Origin of the sequence: Desulfosporosinus hippei DSM 8344 (assembly GCF_900100785.1) — a bacterium.
GTDB lineage: Bacteria > Bacillota > Desulfitobacteriia > Desulfitobacteriales > Desulfitobacteriaceae > Desulfosporosinus > Desulfosporosinus hippei.
On sequence record NZ_FNCP01000002.1, the window covers coordinates 284,409 to 302,148 of the forward strand.

Consider the following 17,740-nt stretch of genomic DNA (forward strand, 5'->3'; position numbering starts at 1 on the left):
TAAACCCATAGATACTTCCGATAAGAAAAGTAGATTAGTCGATCCTGATTCAGGACTAAATGATATAATTTGATACTTAGTCATAAGTAACTAACAAGCTTAAGTGGTTAATTATAAATGGAGAAAGGAAGATCCCTATGGATAGAAATATAATTCAAGCTTTAGACTTATCGAAGATCCGCTGGGATGCTCAGGGCCTTGTGCCTGCCATTGTCCAGGATGTAGAGACTAAAGAAGTCTTAATGCTGGCATATATGAATGAAGAGTCTTTACGGCGAACCCTACTAGAGAGGAAGGCTTGCTATTATAGTAGAAGCCGACAATCCTTGTGGCTGAAAGGGGAAACATCTGGGCATTTTCAGGAGATCGTCGACATCAAATTTGACTGTGATAAGGACACATTACTCCTCACTGTGAAGCAGACAGGTATGGCTTGCCATGAAAATTACTTCTCGTGTTTCCACTATGATTTAACTAACGAAGGGTTTAAAGAGATCGGGGAACCGGAGGTAAGACCTGAGCTAACACTGGGAAGGACTCTAGAACTTTTAACGGATGTTATTCACTCTAGGAACTTAGAACGTCCTGAAGGGGCTTATACCACCTATTTGTTTGAAAAGGGAATTGACAAAATCCTCAAAAAGGTTGGAGAAGAAAGTGCAGAAGTGATTATTGCTGCTAAAAATTCTGATCCGGATGAGATAAGGTGTGAAGTTTCGGATTTGTTCTATCATGTCTTAGTGATGCTGGAAGAGCGAGGGGTCAGCGTAGCTGAGGTTAGCAGAGAACTTCTTAAAAGGCGGAAGTAAAAGGGGATTGGACATTGAAAGCTCTTGACAATATTCATGTAGCTGGAATATTATAAAACAATATTAGGTTTAATCACTTGGATATTGGGAAAAATATTAACAACAATGATGAAAAGGATAGTAACAAAAAAACTGGGTTTTTAGAGACATAATCCTAGGCTGAAAGATTATGACGAAGGGTTTTTGTGAAGATCACCTTGGAGTTGGGTGGCTGAAGGAATCTAAGCTGCTCCGTAGGCATGCGTTACATGTTTTAAGCGATTAATAGGTAGTTAACTATATCTGTTAATAAAAAGGGTGGTACCGCGGATAATCCGTCCCTAAGTCATTGACTTAGGGACTTTTTGATGTTTTTATCCAGCATGACTAGGTCAACACATTGTTCAAATAAGAAGGGAAGATGATGATGTCTAATTTTAAACCTCTTTCGGATCTGACGGTGGCTAAAAGGGAAAGCGAAATTGCAAATTCTTGGGATGAACAGGAGATACTAAGTAAAAGTATTCAAATCAGGGAAGGAAAAACACCTTTCGTTTTTTACGAAGGTCCTCCTACGGCCAATGGCAAACCAGGGATACACCACGTTATCGCCAGAACGTTAAAGGATTCCGTTTGTAGGTACAAGACGATGCAGGGTTATCAAGTCAAGCGTAAAGCTGGCTGGGATACTCATGGTCTTCCTGTGGAAATAGAGGTTGAAAAGCAGCTCAAGCTTTCTAACAAGCAGGAAATTGAAGCCTATGGAATTGCTGATTTTAATCAAAAGTGTCGAGAATCTGTGTTTAGCTATGAGAAGCAATGGCGAGAGATGACCAAGCGCATGGGATACTCCATTGATTTAGATCATCCCTATGTTACCTTGGATAATAATTATATTGAGAGTGTGTGGTGGATCTTAGATCAATTTTTTAAAGCAGGTTTGATTTACGAAGGACATAAGATTTTGCCCTATTGCTCCCGCTGCGGAACGGGATTAGCTTCTCACGAAGTAGCCCAAGGCTATAAAGTAATTAAGAGTAACACAGTTGTAGTAAAATTTAAGCGCAAAGATGTTCAGGAATATTTTCTGGTCTGGACAACAACGCCCTGGACTCTTCCCTCCAATGTGGCACTAACCGTAAATCCTGAAGAGGTATACCTAAAGGTTAGACAGAATAAGGAGATCTATTATGTTTCTAAGACTCTGTCCCATAAGGTCTTGGGTGAAGAGTTTGAAGTAATAGAAGAGATCAAGGGAAAAGACCTGGAGTATGTGGAATATGAGCAATTGATGCCTTTTGTAAAGGCAGATAAGAAAGCCTTTTTTGTCACCGTAGGGGATTATGTAACAACTGAAGACGGTACCGGAATTGTTCATACCGCTCCAGCCTTTGGGGAGGATGATTATAATACCGGACGCCGATATAATTTGCCGGTGCTTCAGCCTGTGGATGAAACTGGAAAGTTTGTGACCACACCTTGGGCAGGGAACTTTGTTATGGAGGCAGATTTAGAAATTATCAAGTGGTTACATGCTGAAGGAAAGCTATTTAAAAAAGAAAAGATGGAGCATAATTATCCACACTGCTGGAGATGTCAGACCCCACTCCTGTATTATGCTAAACCCAGCTGGTACATTGAAGTGACTAAGTTCAAAGACAAATTGGTAGAAAACAATAACAGTGTTGAGTGGTATCCGGATTATGTCGGTGAAAAAAGATTTGGCAACTGGTTAGAAAACGCTAATGACTGGGCTTTGTCGAGAAGCCGATATTGGGGAACGCCCCTTAACATCTGGAGATGCGCTTGCGGACACACCACATCAATAGGCTCAAGAAGAGAACTAGTTGATAATGCCGTGGAGGCACTGGATGAAACGACCATCGAATTACACCGGCCCTTTGTAGATGATATTCACCTTAAATGTACAAAATGTGGCGGGACAATGACTAGAGTGACGGACGTTATTGACTGCTGGTTTGACAGTGGCTCAATGCCTTTTGCTCAGCACCATTATCCCTTTGAAAACAGCCAAAACTTTGATCAACTCTTCCCGGCGGATTTCATTTGTGAAGGAATTGATCAGACGAGAGGATGGTTCTATTCTCTACTCGTTATCTCTACCTTTATTAAAGGAGTAGCTCCCTATAAGCGAGTATTGGTTAACGACTTAATTCTGGATAAAGACGGACACAAAATGTCTAAGTCTAAAGGAAATACAGTAAATCCTTTTGAGCTCTTTGATCAATACGGAGCAGATGCCTTAAGGTGGTATTTACTTCATGTTTCACCAGCCTGGATTCCGACTAAATTTGATATTGAAGGGCTTAAGGAAGTACAAAGTAAGTTTTTTGGCACTTTGAGAAATGTCTACGCGTTCTTTTCCTTATACGCTTCGACGGATAAGCTGGATCCCCGGGATTTCTTTATTGCCCACTCAGACAGACCAGAGCTTGACCGCTGGGTATTGTCAAAGTATAACAGCCTTCTCCAAGGGGTTGAGTCAGATCTGAGTGTTTTTGATCTGACCAAAGCGGTGAGAAAGATTCAGGAGTTTGTTAATGAAGATCTTTCCAATTGGTACATTAGACGTTCGCGCAGACGTTTCTGGGAGTCAGAGTTAACTGACGATAAGAAAGCTGTCAACAATACAACCTATGAAATACTTGTGGGACTATCTAAATTAGTAGCTCCCTTTGCACCATATATTGCTGAAGAACTCTATCGAAGTTTGACAGATGAGCTATCAGTTCATCTGGCAGATTATCCTGTTGCCGATTTAGGGCTAATCGACGAGGAATTGGAATATAGAATGGATTTGGTGAGGAACCTAGTTGGTTTAGGCCGGGCGGCAAGGGAACAGGTGAAAATCAAGGTGCGACAACCTGTCCAAAAGATATTGATTGACGGTAAATATGAACAACTAATAGCATACATGCTTCCCTTAATTCAAGAGGAATTAAATGTTAAGGAGGTTGTGTTTGCCAAGGATTTGAACCAGTATTTAAACTTTAGCTTAAAGCCTAATTTCAAAGTGGCAGGTTCCATCTTTGGGGCTAAAGTTAAATCATTAGGTAAGGTGCTGGCGGCCCTAGACGCTTCGGCAGTTGTGCCCAAGCTAGAGGCTGGAGAAACAATCTCAGTAGAGGTAGAGGGTGAGCTTCTAGACTTAATTAAGGATTATGTAATCACCACTATCTCGGCTAAAGAAGGCTTTACAATGACAGTAGAGGACAATTTATTTGTAATACTAGACACTACTTTGACCAAGGAACTGATCAATGAAGGCTATGCCAGGGAATATATCTCCAAGGTACAGCAGATGAGAAAGAACAATAGCTATGAGATGATGGACAGAATTAAGATATACTTTGATGGTGATGAGGAAATAGCTGAGGCTGTCAAATTATTCGAAGACTATATTAAGCAAGAGACTCTGGCCGACAGTATTGAGAGAATCGAGGATATGGGCTTAGAAAGGCAGAGTCTTAACGGTCATGAGACAGGTTTGAAGTTGGTCAAATTATAGAATCAACATGAGGATAGGGAATTACAAAAGGGAAGGCTGGAAGCTAATGCTTCCAGCCTTTCCAGTGAAGTGCTCTCTTGATGATATTATGTTTTAAGTTGAAATCTTCAACTATAGTCTTTTTCCCATGAGGGTCAACCAACCACTCTTCCATAACCACACAATAAAAACCTTCAATCCCCATCTCCTGAGGAGTGAGTACTATCGCGCCGGGAATCGGTCTATTAGGGGAATAAACCACTTCCAAAGCTTGATGCCATGTCCAGCCAAGTTTATCTCCAGATAGGTATTCCCACAGCTTGGCCTTTTGCCATGCTCCCGGAGCAGTGGGAGGCTCGCCCTGAATCATGGGATCAAAGCGCTTGTCCCATTTTCGCTCAATAAAAATAACATCTTTTGCTTTCCAATCCACAGGAGTGGGGGGGGCTCCCCTCATAAAAGCTTCCCAATTGTCTAAAGTTCCTTTAAAAGACCGTGCTTGAGGATTGTAACCGTATTCATCGGTTTTAGCAGAGGCAACACTAGGAAAAGAAAACAACATTATTAGAAGCAAGACCAGGAAAAGAGATCTTTGTTGGACTTTCATACTCACCCTCCTCGTATAAATTACTTGTAAACCTATTGATCGTGAAAATATTATATAATTATTTCTGAACAACGTCCTAAGTAATAAAGAAAGTTCTGTCGATTAGTGTAAAGAAAAAACCTGAATAATCTAATAGTGACATAAATTTGTTTTGAAGTGAGATGGTTAAGTGCAGTGAAAGCTGGTTAAAGGTCATCGGAAATACCCGTGGTTAGATACAAATATCTAACCACGGGTATTATTAAACAATTAGCAAAAATAAATTCTGTTACGAAAACTTGGCGTTCATCTCTAGTAGAACGAGTTCGCTGACAGTTAACCATAAAGATCGACGAAATCAATAAAGGTCAACGAAATAAATGTATACTTAAATAGCTTTACCAACCAAATCCTTAAATCCCTGATAAATAAGGTCATAAAGATCTTTAAGTTCCGCTTCTTCAACACAAGAAAAAGCTACTCGAATATCAGTTTCCCCAAGGGAGATGATCCCAACACCATAGTTCTCAAGTAAATGGAGGCGTAGAGCTTCGGGATCGACTCCTTTAAGTTTTAGGCACATGAAATAACCTGAATTAAAAGGATAGTAGTCCCAAGCGTCCTTATAATCCCCTTGATCCAGTATTTGTTTGACCTTAATGGCACGTTGTCTTAAGACTTCGTATTTTTCTCTTTTCTGAGTTTGAAACTCTGCCGACCGAATGGTATTTAAAACAAAGGTTTGGGCAGGGTGTGATGCACTGGAAATTGTTCCTCTTAGAATTCCTTGAGTCTTTTTTTCCAGGCCGTCTAATACCGCGGGATACTCTGAACCAAAGGTTATAAACCCTACTCGAAAGCCCCACATGTAATCCTCTTTTGTAGCTCCATCAACTTTGATTGGCAGTATTCTAGGATGAATATTGGCGACTCGCCCAAACATTGATTCCTTAATAGAATCCTCGTAGAATAATCCGAAATAGGCATCATCACTAATTACTACCAGATTCATTCCTTGGTCCGCAACTTCTTTTAAAGCTGCAACGATCTCTGTTGCTTCTTGTTCTGTAGGGGTATAACCAGTCGGGTTATTCGGGAAGTTAAGTAATAAAATGGCTTTTCCGTGCTCTTTTTTGGAAAGCAGTGCTTCCTTCATGCCTTGGGTATTAAACGCCCCTTCCTCAGTAAAGAAAGGAAAAGTAATATTCTTCGCTCCTCTGCGGACTCCGAAAATAAAGTTGTAATTACCCCATAGTTTATCAGGCAATACCAGTGGATCGTTTTCGTCAATAAATAAGTCTGCGATAATACTTAAGCCATGGGTTAAGGCATTAGTAACGATGGGGTTACTAAATGATTTATTGATCAAAGAAGGGTTTTCCTGTAACATTTTTTCGCGCCAAAGCTGTCTTAGCTCCGGCTTCCCTGCGGGAGGAGCATAAGGATAGAGGTCTTTGGGATCATAGTTCGAAAGTGTTTCCTGAATTAATGGTAAGAACATCGGATGATTTTGCTCCGTTGCAATTCCAATAGTTGCATTAAAGCGATGAGCTTTTTGCTTTGCCTCAGCAGTCTGCGTCAGAATCCCCTTAGGATAGTAGAGCTCTTTTCCAAGTGTTGACAATAACTCGTAAACATGGGGATTTTTGCGTTGAATTTCAATATTTAAGTCTTGGGCAATTTCATTCATATTATTACTCCCTTGCTCAATCTAGATGTCAATTTATAGTGAAATTTGTTATCAATCCTAAGCAACTAAATTGTACACTAAAATGGTTTTTTCCTCTACTATTTATCCTAAAATGAAGGGATTTTTTGAATTAGTGGAGAAAACTAATTACTATATTTTGTGGAAGCGTAAACACTGTTTTTTGCAGGGGTAAGAAGCATTAACTTCCGAAATAGCCTTTTTGTGAGAGGATAAGTGTATTTGATCGATGAATAAATCAAGATTAGATGGTTTAATCAAAAGGTGGCCGGCATTACCCGGAATAAATGGCAAAGAAGAATTTTTTAATTCTGCTGTTTTAGCGCTACTATTACCTGTCAATGGAGATTATCATTTTGTCTTCCAAAAAAGATCAGCATCGATTCGACAAGGTGGGGAGATTTGTTTCCCTGGGGGGAAATTTGATCCCACTAAGGACGCTGATTTTAAGGAGACAGCCTTGAGGGAGACTGTTGAAGAGTTAGGTGTTTCTCCAGAAAAAATCAGTGTTATAGGCCCCCTTGACACTATTATATCAATAATGGGTACTACTGTTGACGCATTTCTAGGGGTTCTTGATATAAGTAGCTTGGATGAGTTGAACATAAATTCTGATGAAGTAGAGAGAATTTTTTCGGTGCCCGTTTCGTATTTTGAAAACAATGAACCCGAGCTTTATCAGGTAAGTATTACTGCTCATCCATCCTATATTAACCAAGCGGGAGAAGAGATTGTTCTTTTTCCAGCCAAAGAATTGGGGCTGCCTGAGCGGTATACAAGGCCATGGGGAAATATAATGAATAATATTTTTGTCTATAAAGTTGCGGGAGAAGTAATATGGGGGATAACGGCCAGACTAATTAGAGATGTCATAGGAAAAATTAAGGCGTAAAGACTGACTCGTTTCTATCATCTTCCGCATATCAGGGGTCAATATTCGGTTGTTATTCTACATAAGTTATCCGGTTCACCTCTGAGATTTATACTATTATCAAAAACATCCTTAGAAGTAAATTATTATAGAACAGCTACATACCAAAAACAGACTCTTGAAATCCCCTTGATAGAGTGCTATGATTATATAAACTGTTGAAGGGGAAGTAAAACCGCATGGCCAACCTCAAAGAGAGTCGAGAAGGGTGGGAGCTCGGCAGGTAATGGAGCGGATAAATGGGCCCCAGAGGGTGGAGCGAAAAGGCTTAGGTCTTAGTAGTTGCCAACGCTAAGCCAGCGTTATTGGGCTAAGGGTGTGTTGGCACTCTGCAGGAGAGGATGCATTTTTGCATCAACTAAGGTGGTACCGCAGATTAACGTCTGTCCTTATTTAAGGATAGGCGTTTTGTTTTGTGCCCACACTTCGTATCATTTGGAACCGCGACTCGAATGATACGTGCAGAGAAGGAACCCTCAAATAAATTATTTAATTAAAAATGGGGAGGTATCTTCTATGAAAAAACCATTAGCGGTAGTGATCTCAGCCTTTATGACCCTAGCTCTCGTGTTATCCTTAACAGCCTGTGCCCCCAGTAAAACTGAAAATACTGGCAGCACCGATACGAAAAAGAAAATTGGTATTGTACAAATTGTTGAACATCCATCCCTGAACACCATCAGAGAGTCATTAATTGAAGAGTTGAAGGCTCAAGGCTATAAAGATGGTGAATCGATTACTATTGACTATCAAAATGCCCAAGGTGACCAAACAAATTTGAAAACCATCTCTCAAAAATTTGTAAGCAACAAATATGACCTCATTGTTGCTATTGCAACACCCTCAGCGCAAGCAGTCGTTAGTGAGACGAAAGACATACCTATTCTTTTCTCAGCTTGTACGGATCCGCTGGGATCCGGGTTGGTCACCAATATGGAACAACCAGGCGGAAATGTTACTGGCACATCGGATGCTGTATCAGCAGAAAAAATTATGGAGTTAAGTAAGCGCATTACTCCTGATTTTAAAACAATTGGGGCATTATATAATTCAAGTGAAACAAACTCGGTTTCTGTGGTTAATGAGTTAAAAGAATATGCTAAGAAGAACAATATGACAGTGATCGATGCTACTGTGACGAACTCTTCGGAGGTACAGCAAGCAGTCACATCCTTAGTTGATAAGGTTGATGTTCTCTTTTCTCCTATTGATAACACCGTGGCCTCCGCTATGCCTTTAGTAACTCAAATTGCTAACAAGGCTAAAAAACCAGTTTATGTTGGCGCGGATTCTATGGTTAAAGATGGAGGGCTTGCGACCTACGGAATCAATTATCAAGTGTTGGGTAAAGAAACCGGAGCTATGGCTGTTGAGATTTTGAAAGGGAAAAAAGCCGGGGATATTCCAGTAAAAACCATGAAGGATATGGACATTTATCTCAATAATTCAACAGCAAAAGCTATCGGAATTAATCTGCCTGAAGATGTGCGGAAATCTGCCGCTCAGGTATTTGAAAACTAAGAAACAAGGGGATTAAAGAATGAGTGTCATGGTGTTAATGGGTTCTCTGGAATTAGGATTAATTTATGCAGTAATGGCATTAGGCGTTTTTATATCCTTTAGAACCCTTAATATGCCTGACTTAAGTGTTGACGGAAGTTTTGTCCTTGGGGCGGCAGTGTCTGTGGTCTTGAGTCTAAATGGGCATCCTTTTTTAGGCTTAGGGGCTGCATTTATTGCCGGGTGTGGAGCAGGAGCTATCACAGCCTTGCTTCATACCAAACTAAAGATTCAGCCGCTTTTGGCGGGTATTCTGACCATGTTGGCTCTGTACTCCGTGAACCTGAAGGTTATGGGCGGCAGAGCGAATATTCCTTTGATCAATAAGATAACCGTCTTTAGTCCCTTTGAAGAGATTCTTAGGGACTATAATAAATTGGGGTTTTCTTTAGCGGTTTTATTATTAATTCTCTTTCTACTGTTTCTCTTTTTAAAGACCAGGCTTGGGTTTGTTTTAAGAGCGACAGGGGATAATGACGCAATGGTAAGAGCCCTGGGAGTGAATACTGACACCATAATTTTGGTAGGGTTAGCTCTTTCCAATGGATTAGTTGGGGTAGCCGGTGCCTTGATTGCCCAGTCTCAATCCTTTGTGGATGTGGGCATGGGGATTGGTATGGTTGTTATTGGTTTGGCTTCAGTAATCATTGGAGAAGTTGTTTTTGGCGTAAGTTCACTCTTAAGAAGGCTCATGGCGGTTATTCTAGGTTCAATTCTCTATCGCTTAATTATCGCCTTTGCTCTAGAACTTGGTATGCCTCCTACTGACCTTAAGCTTGTTTCTGCCGTAATTGTGGCAATAGCAATGGCTATGCCAGTTTTTAAAAAGCGCCTTTCAATTGTGAAACGGAAGATGTCCATAACACCCCATGAAAGGAGCAAATAACCTCATGCTTAGAGTTGAGTCGTTAAGCAAGATATTTAGCAAAGGAAGCACCAATGAGAAACTTGCTCTTAGGGATGTGAATCTATCCTTGGGGGAAGGAGAATTTGTAACTATTATCGGTGGAAATGGAGCGGGAAAATCAACCCTTATGAATTGTATTTCCGGCGTCTATGAGATTGATAATGGCAGGATTACTCTGGACTCAACAGATATTACATTTGATCCGGAGTATAAACGGTCAAGGCATATTGGCAGAGTATTTCAAGATCCCTTGAGGGGAACTGCCCATGATATGACCATTGAAGAGAACTTATCTATTGCTTTTGCTAAGGGGAAATCTGTAGGACTACAGGCAGGAGTGTCCAAAAAGGATATTAACCTTTTCAAGGAGCGACTACAACTATTGGACCTGGGGCTGGAAAATAGGCTCAAGCACAAAGTGGGGCTCCTATCAGGGGGACAGAGACAAGCCCTTACCCTACTGATGGCCACAATTATTAAACCCCGTCTGCTGCTTCTTGATGAACACACTGCAGCCCTGGATCCAACCATAGCTCGCAAGGTCTTGAGCTTAACCCGTAAAATTGTCTCGGAGGAAAAACTTTGTACTCTGATGATTACCCATAATATGAAAGCTTCCTTAGAATATGGAACAAGGACCATCATGATGCATGAAGGTCGGATTATGATGGATCTTCAAGGACATGAAAGAAAAGACATGACTGTAGATCGCCTAATTGAGCAATTTGAAAAGCGCAGCGGAGCTGAGCTGGATAACGACAGAATGCTTTTAGGTTGAGCTTTAGAGCAGAATAAGAAGTATCGAACTATATTGATATTATAGGGACTGTCTTACAACGTGTCCTCAGACATTTGTAAGACAGTCCTTTAATGTTCATTACCAAGTGGAAATTATTTAACAGTTTCAGAATTTTGGCTTTTTCACGCAGTTTGGCCAGATGAAATCTGAATGTCCTGGGACACAAGAGGAGAAATTGCAAGCTCATAAAAGCACCTAACTTCAGCTAAAGCATGTCCCAAATTCGACACCAGTGTCGAATTTGAACTGTATAATTGTCTTCAGATGGGCGCTTAATTACATTTGATATTTAACTATGGGTTCATAGGACATATAATAGAGTTATCCTAGAAGAGAAATCAATCCTTGAGACAAATTAACTAGGATATTTGTCTCTGGGAAGTTGAAATAGTCTGGAGTGATGTTGCTTGAAGAAGCGTGTAAAACAGTTTTTGATTTCCCTCGTCTTGCTTATCTTACTTGGTGGCTCAACAGCTCTAATCATCGATTATTATGTCCAATCCGTAGGTGAAAGCTACATATTAAGTACTGATGAAGTTCCTAGTGCAGACGCTGTTTTGGTTTTAGGTGCCTATGTCTTTCCAAGCGGAACTGTTTCCACAATGCTCAAGGATCGTTTGACCGTTGGTTATGAACTTTATGGGCTGGGAAAAGCACCTAAACTATTAGTGAGCGGAGATCATGGACAAAAAGACTATGATGAAGTAAATTCCATGAAGACGTTCTTAAAAGACAAGGGTGTCCCGGGGCAAGATGTATTCATGGACCACGCAGGTTTTAGTACTTATGAGAGCATGTATAGGGCCAGAGACATCTTTGGCGTCCAAAAGGTAATTATAGTTACTCAGGAATATCATCTAAAACGAGCGGTATTTGTTGCGAGAGCTCTGGGATTGGAAGCCTATGGTGTTTCTTCGGACAGACATGATTACGGACAGGCTATGACAATATATAATTTAAGAGAAATTGCAGCCCGAAACAAAGATTTTCTGTGGGCGAAGGTTTTTAAGCCGGAACCAACCTTTTTAGGAGAGTCTATTCCCGTAATAGGTGATGGTAAGGTGACAGATGATAAGTAGGTTAATCTTAGATCTATCCTTTTAACATAAATTTTTTTGCTCAAATAGAGGATTATTGTAAGTTTCGGCGAATTTTGATTTATCAGAATATGAATCACTATTCATATTCTGATAAATCAAAATTGTTGTATCAATTCGAATTAGCTTTAATGAGGGGTGGAAAGAAGATATGGAGTGGAAGACAGTTAAGCTGGATATTATGGAGACCGGAGTAGCGATCCTCACGTTAAATCGACCTGAAACAATGAATTCGGTTAATGACCAGCTTTGTTCAGATGTTCAGGCTGCCTGCAAAGAAGCAGCAGACAATGAGCTGATTAGAGTACTAATAATAACCGGAGCGGGCAAAGGGTGGTCTAGTGGAGGGGATATTACCAAGTTAGCCTCTATGAAAGATCCTATCAGCGCTAAGGAGACTTATGATGGGTCGGGTGCCCTGGTAACTGCAATTTATGAACTGAAAAAACCAGTCATAGCTGCACTCAATGGGGTTGTAGCTGGAGCTTCAGTAGCTGCCTGTATGGCCTGCGATTTAATTATTGCTTCGGATCAAGCCCGTATGGGTTTTACATTTATGCAAATAGCATTTTGTCCGGATAGTGGAGCCTCACACTTTTTATTTCAGAAAGTGGGTTATCATAAAGCTTTAGAATTATTGTGGTATGGAAAAATCATTAATGCTGAGGAAGCAGAAAAGTTGGGGTTGATTAATAAGGTTGTTCCCCAGGAGGAGTGTCTGCCCGAAGCAATCAGGTGGGCAGAAAGGCTAGCCTTGCAACCACTAATGGCAGTTGGCCTGGATAAAAAGCTCATGCGCGAAGCAGCCAGAAATGACTATTATCAGCAGGCAGAGTTAGAGGCCCTATATCAAGTCTTGACCTGGTCGTCTGAAGACTTTAGAGAGGGCTGTACAGCCTTTGCAGAGAAAAGAAAACCTGTTTTTAAGAATCGATAGTGAAATAGTAGCTTATAAAAAGTTGGAATCGCTGAACAGTGCTTCCAGCTTTTTAGATGTTAAGCATTGCAAAATAATAAATACTGTTATTATTTTGCAATGGTTAGGGGATTTACTTTGGGGAAAGGTAAGGATATATTAGTTCATGAGTTTTTAACCATAAGGACAAGGAGGAAATCATGAAAGTCACTGATTTATCCCATCTTATTCATTCAAGTATGCCTGTTTTCCCCGGGACAGAACAACCAATTTTTCAGAGGGCAAATACCTTAGAAAAGGATGGATTCTTAGAAGCGAAGATTACAATGTACTCACATACCGGTACCCATATAGATGCACCTGCTCACATGCATCAGAATGGTCCATATTTAGATGAATTTGCAATTGATAAGTTTATAGGAACTGCGATCATTCTTGACTTTTCGAGGTCTAACACCCAGGCACTAGACATTGAAAGTATTATTTCTCATGAGGAAACCATTCAAACTATAGATTTTCTGATCTTAAAAACAGGTTGGAGCAAATATTGGGGTAATCCTAAATACTACAAAGGTTTCCCCTATTTAACAGAGAAAACAGCTGAATGGTTATCCCAATTTGCTTTAAAAGGCATAGGGATTGATGCTATATCCATTGATGATATAGAAAGCAGCTCATTTCCAGTTCACAAAATTCTCTTAGAAAAGAACATCGTAATCATAGAAAATCTTACAAACTTAGATTCAATTGATCCTAAAGCATCTTTTCTGTTAAGCGTTATGCCACTCAAGAATAAACAAGCAGATGGATCTCCGGTTCGGGCAATTGCAATCGAACATTAAGACATATTCTAACATAAATCCCCATAGAAGGAATGGGAGCACTATTTTACAAGTTGATAATTGAGATAACAAGACTCCTTTCTGGAGATTTTATAGTTAAATTTAACTGTAAGTCAAAGGGGGGAGTTTCATGTTAAATCGTTTCTTGCCTTGCCTCATTATTCTAATTTTGGTGTTTGGTTATTCTGGTCAGGTTCAAGCGACCAAGATCCTTGGATATTCACTTAGCCAAGAAAATAAGTCTAAGTTCGTCGAAGTCCAACAGATCGTTCCTAGTGTGGTAATAGACCTTAAGTATGCAACATCAAATAATTTTACGCACAGCAAACTTTACGAAAGTCCAGCGGCAAAGTTGCGTCTGGGTACCGCTGAAAAACTTAAAAAAGTTGCTGAAGAGATAGAGAAAAAGGGCTACCGTTTGAAGATATGGGATGCCTACAGGAGCCCTGAAGTACAATTTGCTTTGTGGAATTTGATTCCGGATTCTCGTTTTATTGCAAACCCCTATAAGGGTTATTCTAGTCATTCGCGGGGTTCAGCAGTGGATTTAACCTTAATAGATAATCAAGGGAATGAGCTAGTTATGCCCACAGGCTTTGACGATTTCACTGAGCATGCAGCTAGGGTCAATGATAACGAAAATGCAAAATATTTAAAAGAAGTCATGACTAAGAACGGGTTTAAGGCCCTAGCAAGTGAATGGTGGCATTTTGATGATCTTGATACTTATGAACCTGTTGCTATTGCACAAAAGTCTTCACTGAAAACTATTAATAATGAGGTTAGAATTTCAGTTAGTGCCATCGGAGATGTAACATTAGGGCAAGATGAACGCTTTTTGTATGAAGGCAGTTTTAATCAATACTATACTCTGAAAGGTACAGAATATTTTTTCTCAGGGGTAAAAAAAATTCTTGCTGAGGATGATTTGACCATCGCAAATCTTGAGGGTCCTTTGACTGAAGCTACCGACAAACCAAATAAGAGTTCACAAGGAACTCGGGCTTTTTTCTTTAAGGGGAATCCGCATTACACAGCTATCTTGAAAGATGGGAGTGTCGAAGCAGTAAACCTAGCTAATAATCATAGCATGGATTTTTTGAACAAAGGTTATGAGGACACGGTAGCAACATTAGATCATGCAAAAATTTCAAGTTTTGGTGATCAAAAAGTGACAGTTTATGAAAAAGAAGGTGTAAAAATTGGGCTAATAGGCTTAAATACTTTAGGGCCAATCGAAGAGGGGGTTAATTTAGATAACCTAATTTTACAATTAAAAACACAAATTGAAACTCTAAAAGAAGAAAAAACTTCAATGATAATTGTTAGTTTTCACTGGGGTCAAGAAAACAAGTATTTTCCAACCCAAGTTCAGCGTAAGCTCGGCCAACTGGCTATTGACCAAGGTGCAGATTTAGTACTCGGACATCACCCTCATGTGATTCAAAAATACGAGAATTATAAAGGAAGATGTATAGTCTATAGTCTTGGAAATTTTGTATTTGGAGGAAATCCCAATCCATGGTATAAATATACGGAAATTTTTCGACAACAATATGACTTTGTAGATGGCAAATTAGTTGAGTTAAGCTCGCCTCAGATCATCCCCTGTAAGTTATCTGCCGGTTATAGACCAGAGCCGTCAAAATGAATTTTCATATTCAAAAAGGGTTGCTGCTAGTTTGGTAGTAACTAGTGTTACAGCGCAGAAATCAAAGACCGGCACCAATAATTTGGCCCGGCCTTTGATTTCTTTAAGGATAGATTTTAGATTATGCAGATAAACGTGAGTTGGGTAAATTCTTAAGTCTGCCATTATTAGTTGCAATAATATAAATCGCAGCAGCCCAGATTAATCCAACAATAATTGTTCCGACATTGAAGAACCCTTTTTGAGCGGTATACAGGAGAGAGTATCCAAGTGCTCCAGGGAGTAAAGCATAGTAGGTAAATACTACTAATGTCTTACGGATAACATAGCCTTCTTTTCCGAGCAAACCTACGACGGCTGAAGCAGCAACGACATTGTGCACGCAGATGACGTTTCCTGCAGCGCCTCCGATTGCTTGAAGTGCTACAATCCAAGTTGGATCAACCCCGATTCGCTCTCCAACACCAAACTGGAACAAGGAGAACATCATGTTCGAAACTGTGTTACTACCAGCTACAAAAGCTCCAAGTCCTCCAATTAGAGGTGCAAAGATCGGCCATGCAGATCCAGCTAACCCAGCAACTGCTTCAGCAAGGACAATCGGCATGCTTTGAAGACCAGCTCCACCACCTGCAGAATTCATGAAAACCTGAACCATGGGGACGGTGAAGATGAGAGCTGAACCCGCACCGAGCATCGTTTTAGCTGATGATTTCCAAGCTCTTCCATAAGATTGGGCGCTCATTTTGTGAATGATGAAGGTAAGGATTGTGACAAATATAAATGCAGTACCTGGTGAGAAAAGGATTTCCCAACTAGCGGTAATTTTTGTTCCTAAAATATTTGGATAAACAAATTTGGCTTTTTTCAGTAGAGCAAAGAAGGGTAAGAATTGAAGCCTAGTAAGAACGAGGGTCACGCCAATAAGGACATAAGGCATCCAAGCAATAACGCTACTCATCTTAGTCTTGGCGGAGATATCTTTAATCTCGATTGAACCATTCCACTCTGGATCCCAATTTTCTTTCTTATCGAAATCCCAAGTTTCATCCTTTGGCATAAGAAAACCACTTTTTGCTGCGGGAACAACGATTGCTAGACCAATTAATCCACCTAACATAGAGGGGAATTCGGGTCCGAGTAAATTGGCAACAATAATGTAGGGAATAGTCATGGCAAAGGCTGCAAAAAGCGCAAATTTCCAAACCTTAAGACCTTCACTGAAGGACTTGTTTTTACCAAAGAAGCGAGTCATGAAAGCTACGACGAAGAGAGGTATAAGGGCACCGGCTACAAAGTGGAGGAAGGCAACTTTTGTTGCGATGGCAAAGCCAATAAATGTATTCCAGTCGGTATAGCCAAGAGATTGGGCATAGGCTTGTAATTCTGGAGTTTTGAGTCCAGTAGCAACGCCTGTAAGCATAGGAGTTCCTACAGCTCCGAAAGATACAGGAGTACTTTGAATCATCATTCCGGCAACGACGGCAGCCATTGCAGGGAAGCCAAGTCCGACCATCAAAGGAACAGCTACAGCTGCTGGTGTACCGAAGCCTGAGGAGCCTTCAATAAAGGAACCAAAGAGCCATGCAACGATGATAACCTGAATACGTCGATCTGCAGTAATTCCAGTGAAACCTCGACGAATGGCTTGAAGTCCACCACTTTCTTGCAAGGTGTTTAAAAGAAGAATAGAACCAAAAATAATGTACATAAGGGTAACTGCTGTAACAATACCATTAATTGAAGCGGCGGCTACTTGGGCACCGGGGACTTTCCAAATAAAAAGTGCGAGTACGACTGCTGTAATAAATGAGAGCGGCATAGCTTTACTTGCTGGCCATCGTAACCCTACCAGAAAAATTGCAACAACGGCGATGGGGAGCAAGGAAAGAATGGCTAATAATCCAGTACTCATCTTGAAACCTCCTCAAAATTTTTTTTGGATAGATATAATAATAATTCTTTTTTCACTATTTTTCTGACAATCACCACCTTTCAAGATAGGATCCTTCAGTTCATCAGAACAGTAGAATGGTTTACCTATCATACCACCTGGCCAAAACAAAACGTATGAAAGAACGTATTATTATATTATACTAAATCAAAAATATTTTCAATAAATTGAGTTTATTTTCACTAATGAATAACTAACAAAAAGTATAAGTGTTTTGAAAATACAATCATATTACGAGCGATTAAAAAAATGCAAAAGATTCTGATTTGTGTTTTAAATTAAGGCCGATTTCTAAATAGTTAATTATGTTAGTTTGAAGTAGATTGAAAGACAAGGGGATTTTTAGACGGTTGGATAAAAATTTTAGGGGTGTAAATAGTTTATTAATAACTTCGTGTTTATACTTAAGTTATAATAGTATGTATATGTAATAATTAACATATATTTCAAATATAACATAAAAACTTAACATATCTAGTGAAATTCGAAATTC

General features: G+C 40.0%; 13 protein-coding genes and 2 other annotated features. Of the genes, 10 read left to right on the plus strand and 3 right to left on the minus strand.

What is annotated here, in order from left to right; all coding sequences use genetic code 11:
• Positions 1 to 137: 137 nt before the first annotated feature.
• Both hisIE and ileS read left to right on the plus strand, forming a co-directional pair.
• Positions 138 to 809, plus strand: a complete 672-nt coding sequence (gene hisIE / locus BLS16_RS03255; protein ID WP_092329800.1) for a bifunctional phosphoribosyl-AMP cyclohydrolase/phosphoribosyl-ATP diphosphatase HisIE — start codon at positions 138 to 140, stop codon at positions 807 to 809.
• Between the two features lie 99 nt (positions 810 to 908).
• Positions 909 to 1,134 (plus strand) — a binding site (T-box leader).
• An 81-nt stretch (positions 1,135 to 1,215) separates the two neighbouring features.
• Positions 1,216 to 4,317: an isoleucine--tRNA ligase gene (gene ileS / locus BLS16_RS03260; RefSeq protein ID WP_092329942.1), complete on the plus strand. Its 3,102-nt coding sequence runs from the start codon at positions 1,216 to 1,218 to the stop codon at positions 4,315 to 4,317.
• 43 nt (positions 4,318 to 4,360) lie between these two features.
• Here ileS and BLS16_RS03265 read toward each other — a convergent pair whose 3' ends face one another.
• Together BLS16_RS03265 and BLS16_RS03270 are read right to left on the minus strand one after the other, a co-directional pair.
• Positions 4,361 to 4,903 (minus strand): hypothetical protein, encoded by a 543-nt coding sequence (locus tag BLS16_RS03265; protein ID WP_092329802.1) that lies wholly within the window; start codon positions 4,901 to 4,903, stop codon positions 4,361 to 4,363.
• Positions 4,904 to 5,270: 367 nt separating this feature from the next.
• Positions 5,271 to 6,572, minus strand: coding sequence for an aminotransferase class I/II-fold pyridoxal phosphate-dependent enzyme (locus BLS16_RS03270; protein ID WP_092329804.1), 1,302 nt, complete (start codon positions 6,570 to 6,572; stop codon positions 5,271 to 5,273).
• Positions 6,573 to 6,819: 247 nt separating this feature from the next.
• Here BLS16_RS03270 and BLS16_RS03275 point away from each other — a divergent pair, with 247 nt between their 5' ends.
• The 8 genes from BLS16_RS03275 to BLS16_RS03310 all read left to right on the plus strand — a co-directional run bounded on the left by BLS16_RS03275 (position 6,820) and on the right by BLS16_RS03310 (position 15,293).
• Entirely contained in the window at positions 6,820 to 7,482 is a 663-nt protein-coding gene (locus BLS16_RS03275; RefSeq protein ID WP_092329807.1) for an NUDIX hydrolase, read from the plus strand.
• Positions 7,483 to 7,670: 188 nt separating this feature from the next.
• Positions 7,671 to 7,915 (plus strand) — a binding site (T-box leader).
• 122 nt (positions 7,916 to 8,037) lie between these two features.
• Positions 8,038 to 9,042, plus strand: a complete 1,005-nt coding sequence (locus tag BLS16_RS03280; protein ID WP_092329809.1) for an ABC transporter substrate-binding protein — start codon at positions 8,038 to 8,040, stop codon at positions 9,040 to 9,042.
• A 19-nt stretch (positions 9,043 to 9,061) separates the two neighbouring features.
• Positions 9,062 to 9,967 (plus strand): ABC transporter permease, encoded by a 906-nt coding sequence (locus BLS16_RS03285; RefSeq protein ID WP_092329811.1) that lies wholly within the window; start codon positions 9,062 to 9,064, stop codon positions 9,965 to 9,967.
• A gap of 4 nt (positions 9,968 to 9,971) precedes the next feature.
• A complete protein-coding gene (locus tag BLS16_RS03290; protein ID WP_092329943.1) occupies positions 9,972 to 10,766 on the plus strand; it encodes an ABC transporter ATP-binding protein in 795 nt (264 codons plus the stop codon).
• A gap of 428 nt (positions 10,767 to 11,194) precedes the next feature.
• Entirely contained in the window at positions 11,195 to 11,866 is a 672-nt protein-coding gene (locus tag BLS16_RS03295) for a SanA/YdcF family protein (RefSeq protein WP_092329813.1), read from the plus strand.
• Between the two features lie 169 nt (positions 11,867 to 12,035).
• Complete coding sequence (locus tag BLS16_RS03300) at positions 12,036 to 12,821, plus strand: enoyl-CoA hydratase/isomerase family protein (protein WP_092329815.1); 786 nt, start codon at positions 12,036 to 12,038, stop codon at positions 12,819 to 12,821.
• 179 nt (positions 12,822 to 13,000) lie between these two features.
• Positions 13,001 to 13,642 (plus strand): cyclase family protein, encoded by a 642-nt coding sequence (locus tag BLS16_RS03305; protein ID WP_092329818.1) that lies wholly within the window; start codon positions 13,001 to 13,003, stop codon positions 13,640 to 13,642.
• Between the two features lie 130 nt (positions 13,643 to 13,772).
• Positions 13,773 to 15,293, plus strand: a complete 1,521-nt coding sequence (locus BLS16_RS03310; RefSeq protein WP_092329819.1) for a CapA family protein — start codon at positions 13,773 to 13,775, stop codon at positions 15,291 to 15,293.
• A gap of 121 nt (positions 15,294 to 15,414) precedes the next feature.
• On the opposite strand, the gene BLS16_RS03315 is transcribed toward BLS16_RS03310, so the two are convergent.
• The gene (locus BLS16_RS03315) at positions 15,415 to 17,208 is read right to left on the minus strand and encodes an L-lactate permease (RefSeq protein WP_092329821.1); all 1,794 of its coding nucleotides are present in this window, start codon (positions 17,206 to 17,208) and stop codon (positions 15,415 to 15,417) included.
• Positions 17,209 to 17,740 lie beyond the last annotated feature (532 nt).

What these genes read in the sequence shown, in the direction of transcription:
- hisIE (WP_092329800.1), top strand. Translation starts at nt 138, where the DNA reads ATGGATAGAAATATAATTCAAGCTTTAGACTTATCGAAGATCCGCTGG.
- ileS (WP_092329942.1), top strand. Translation starts at nt 1,216, where the DNA reads ATGTCTAATTTTAAACCTCTTTCGGATCTGACGGTGGCTAAAAGGGAA.
- BLS16_RS03265 (WP_092329802.1), bottom strand. Translation starts at nt 4,903, where the DNA reads ATGAAAGTCCAACAAAGATCTCTTTTCCTGGTCTTGCTTCTAATAATG.
- BLS16_RS03270 (WP_092329804.1), bottom strand. Translation starts at nt 6,572, where the DNA reads ATGAATGAAATTGCCCAAGACTTAAATATTGAAATTCAACGCAAAAAT.
- BLS16_RS03275 (WP_092329807.1), top strand. Translation starts at nt 6,820, where the DNA reads ATGAATAAATCAAGATTAGATGGTTTAATCAAAAGGTGGCCGGCATTA.
- BLS16_RS03280 (WP_092329809.1), top strand. Translation starts at nt 8,038, where the DNA reads ATGAAAAAACCATTAGCGGTAGTGATCTCAGCCTTTATGACCCTAGCT.
- BLS16_RS03285 (WP_092329811.1), top strand. Translation starts at nt 9,062, where the DNA reads ATGAGTGTCATGGTGTTAATGGGTTCTCTGGAATTAGGATTAATTTAT.
- BLS16_RS03290 (WP_092329943.1), top strand. Translation starts at nt 9,972, where the DNA reads ATGCTTAGAGTTGAGTCGTTAAGCAAGATATTTAGCAAAGGAAGCACC.
- BLS16_RS03300 (WP_092329815.1), top strand. Translation starts at nt 12,036, where the DNA reads ATGGAGTGGAAGACAGTTAAGCTGGATATTATGGAGACCGGAGTAGCG.
- BLS16_RS03305 (WP_092329818.1), top strand. Translation starts at nt 13,001, where the DNA reads ATGAAAGTCACTGATTTATCCCATCTTATTCATTCAAGTATGCCTGTT.
- BLS16_RS03310 (WP_092329819.1), top strand. Translation starts at nt 13,773, where the DNA reads ATGTTAAATCGTTTCTTGCCTTGCCTCATTATTCTAATTTTGGTGTTT.
- BLS16_RS03315 (WP_092329821.1), bottom strand. Translation starts at nt 17,208, where the DNA reads ATGAGTACTGGATTATTAGCCATTCTTTCCTTGCTCCCCATCGCCGTT.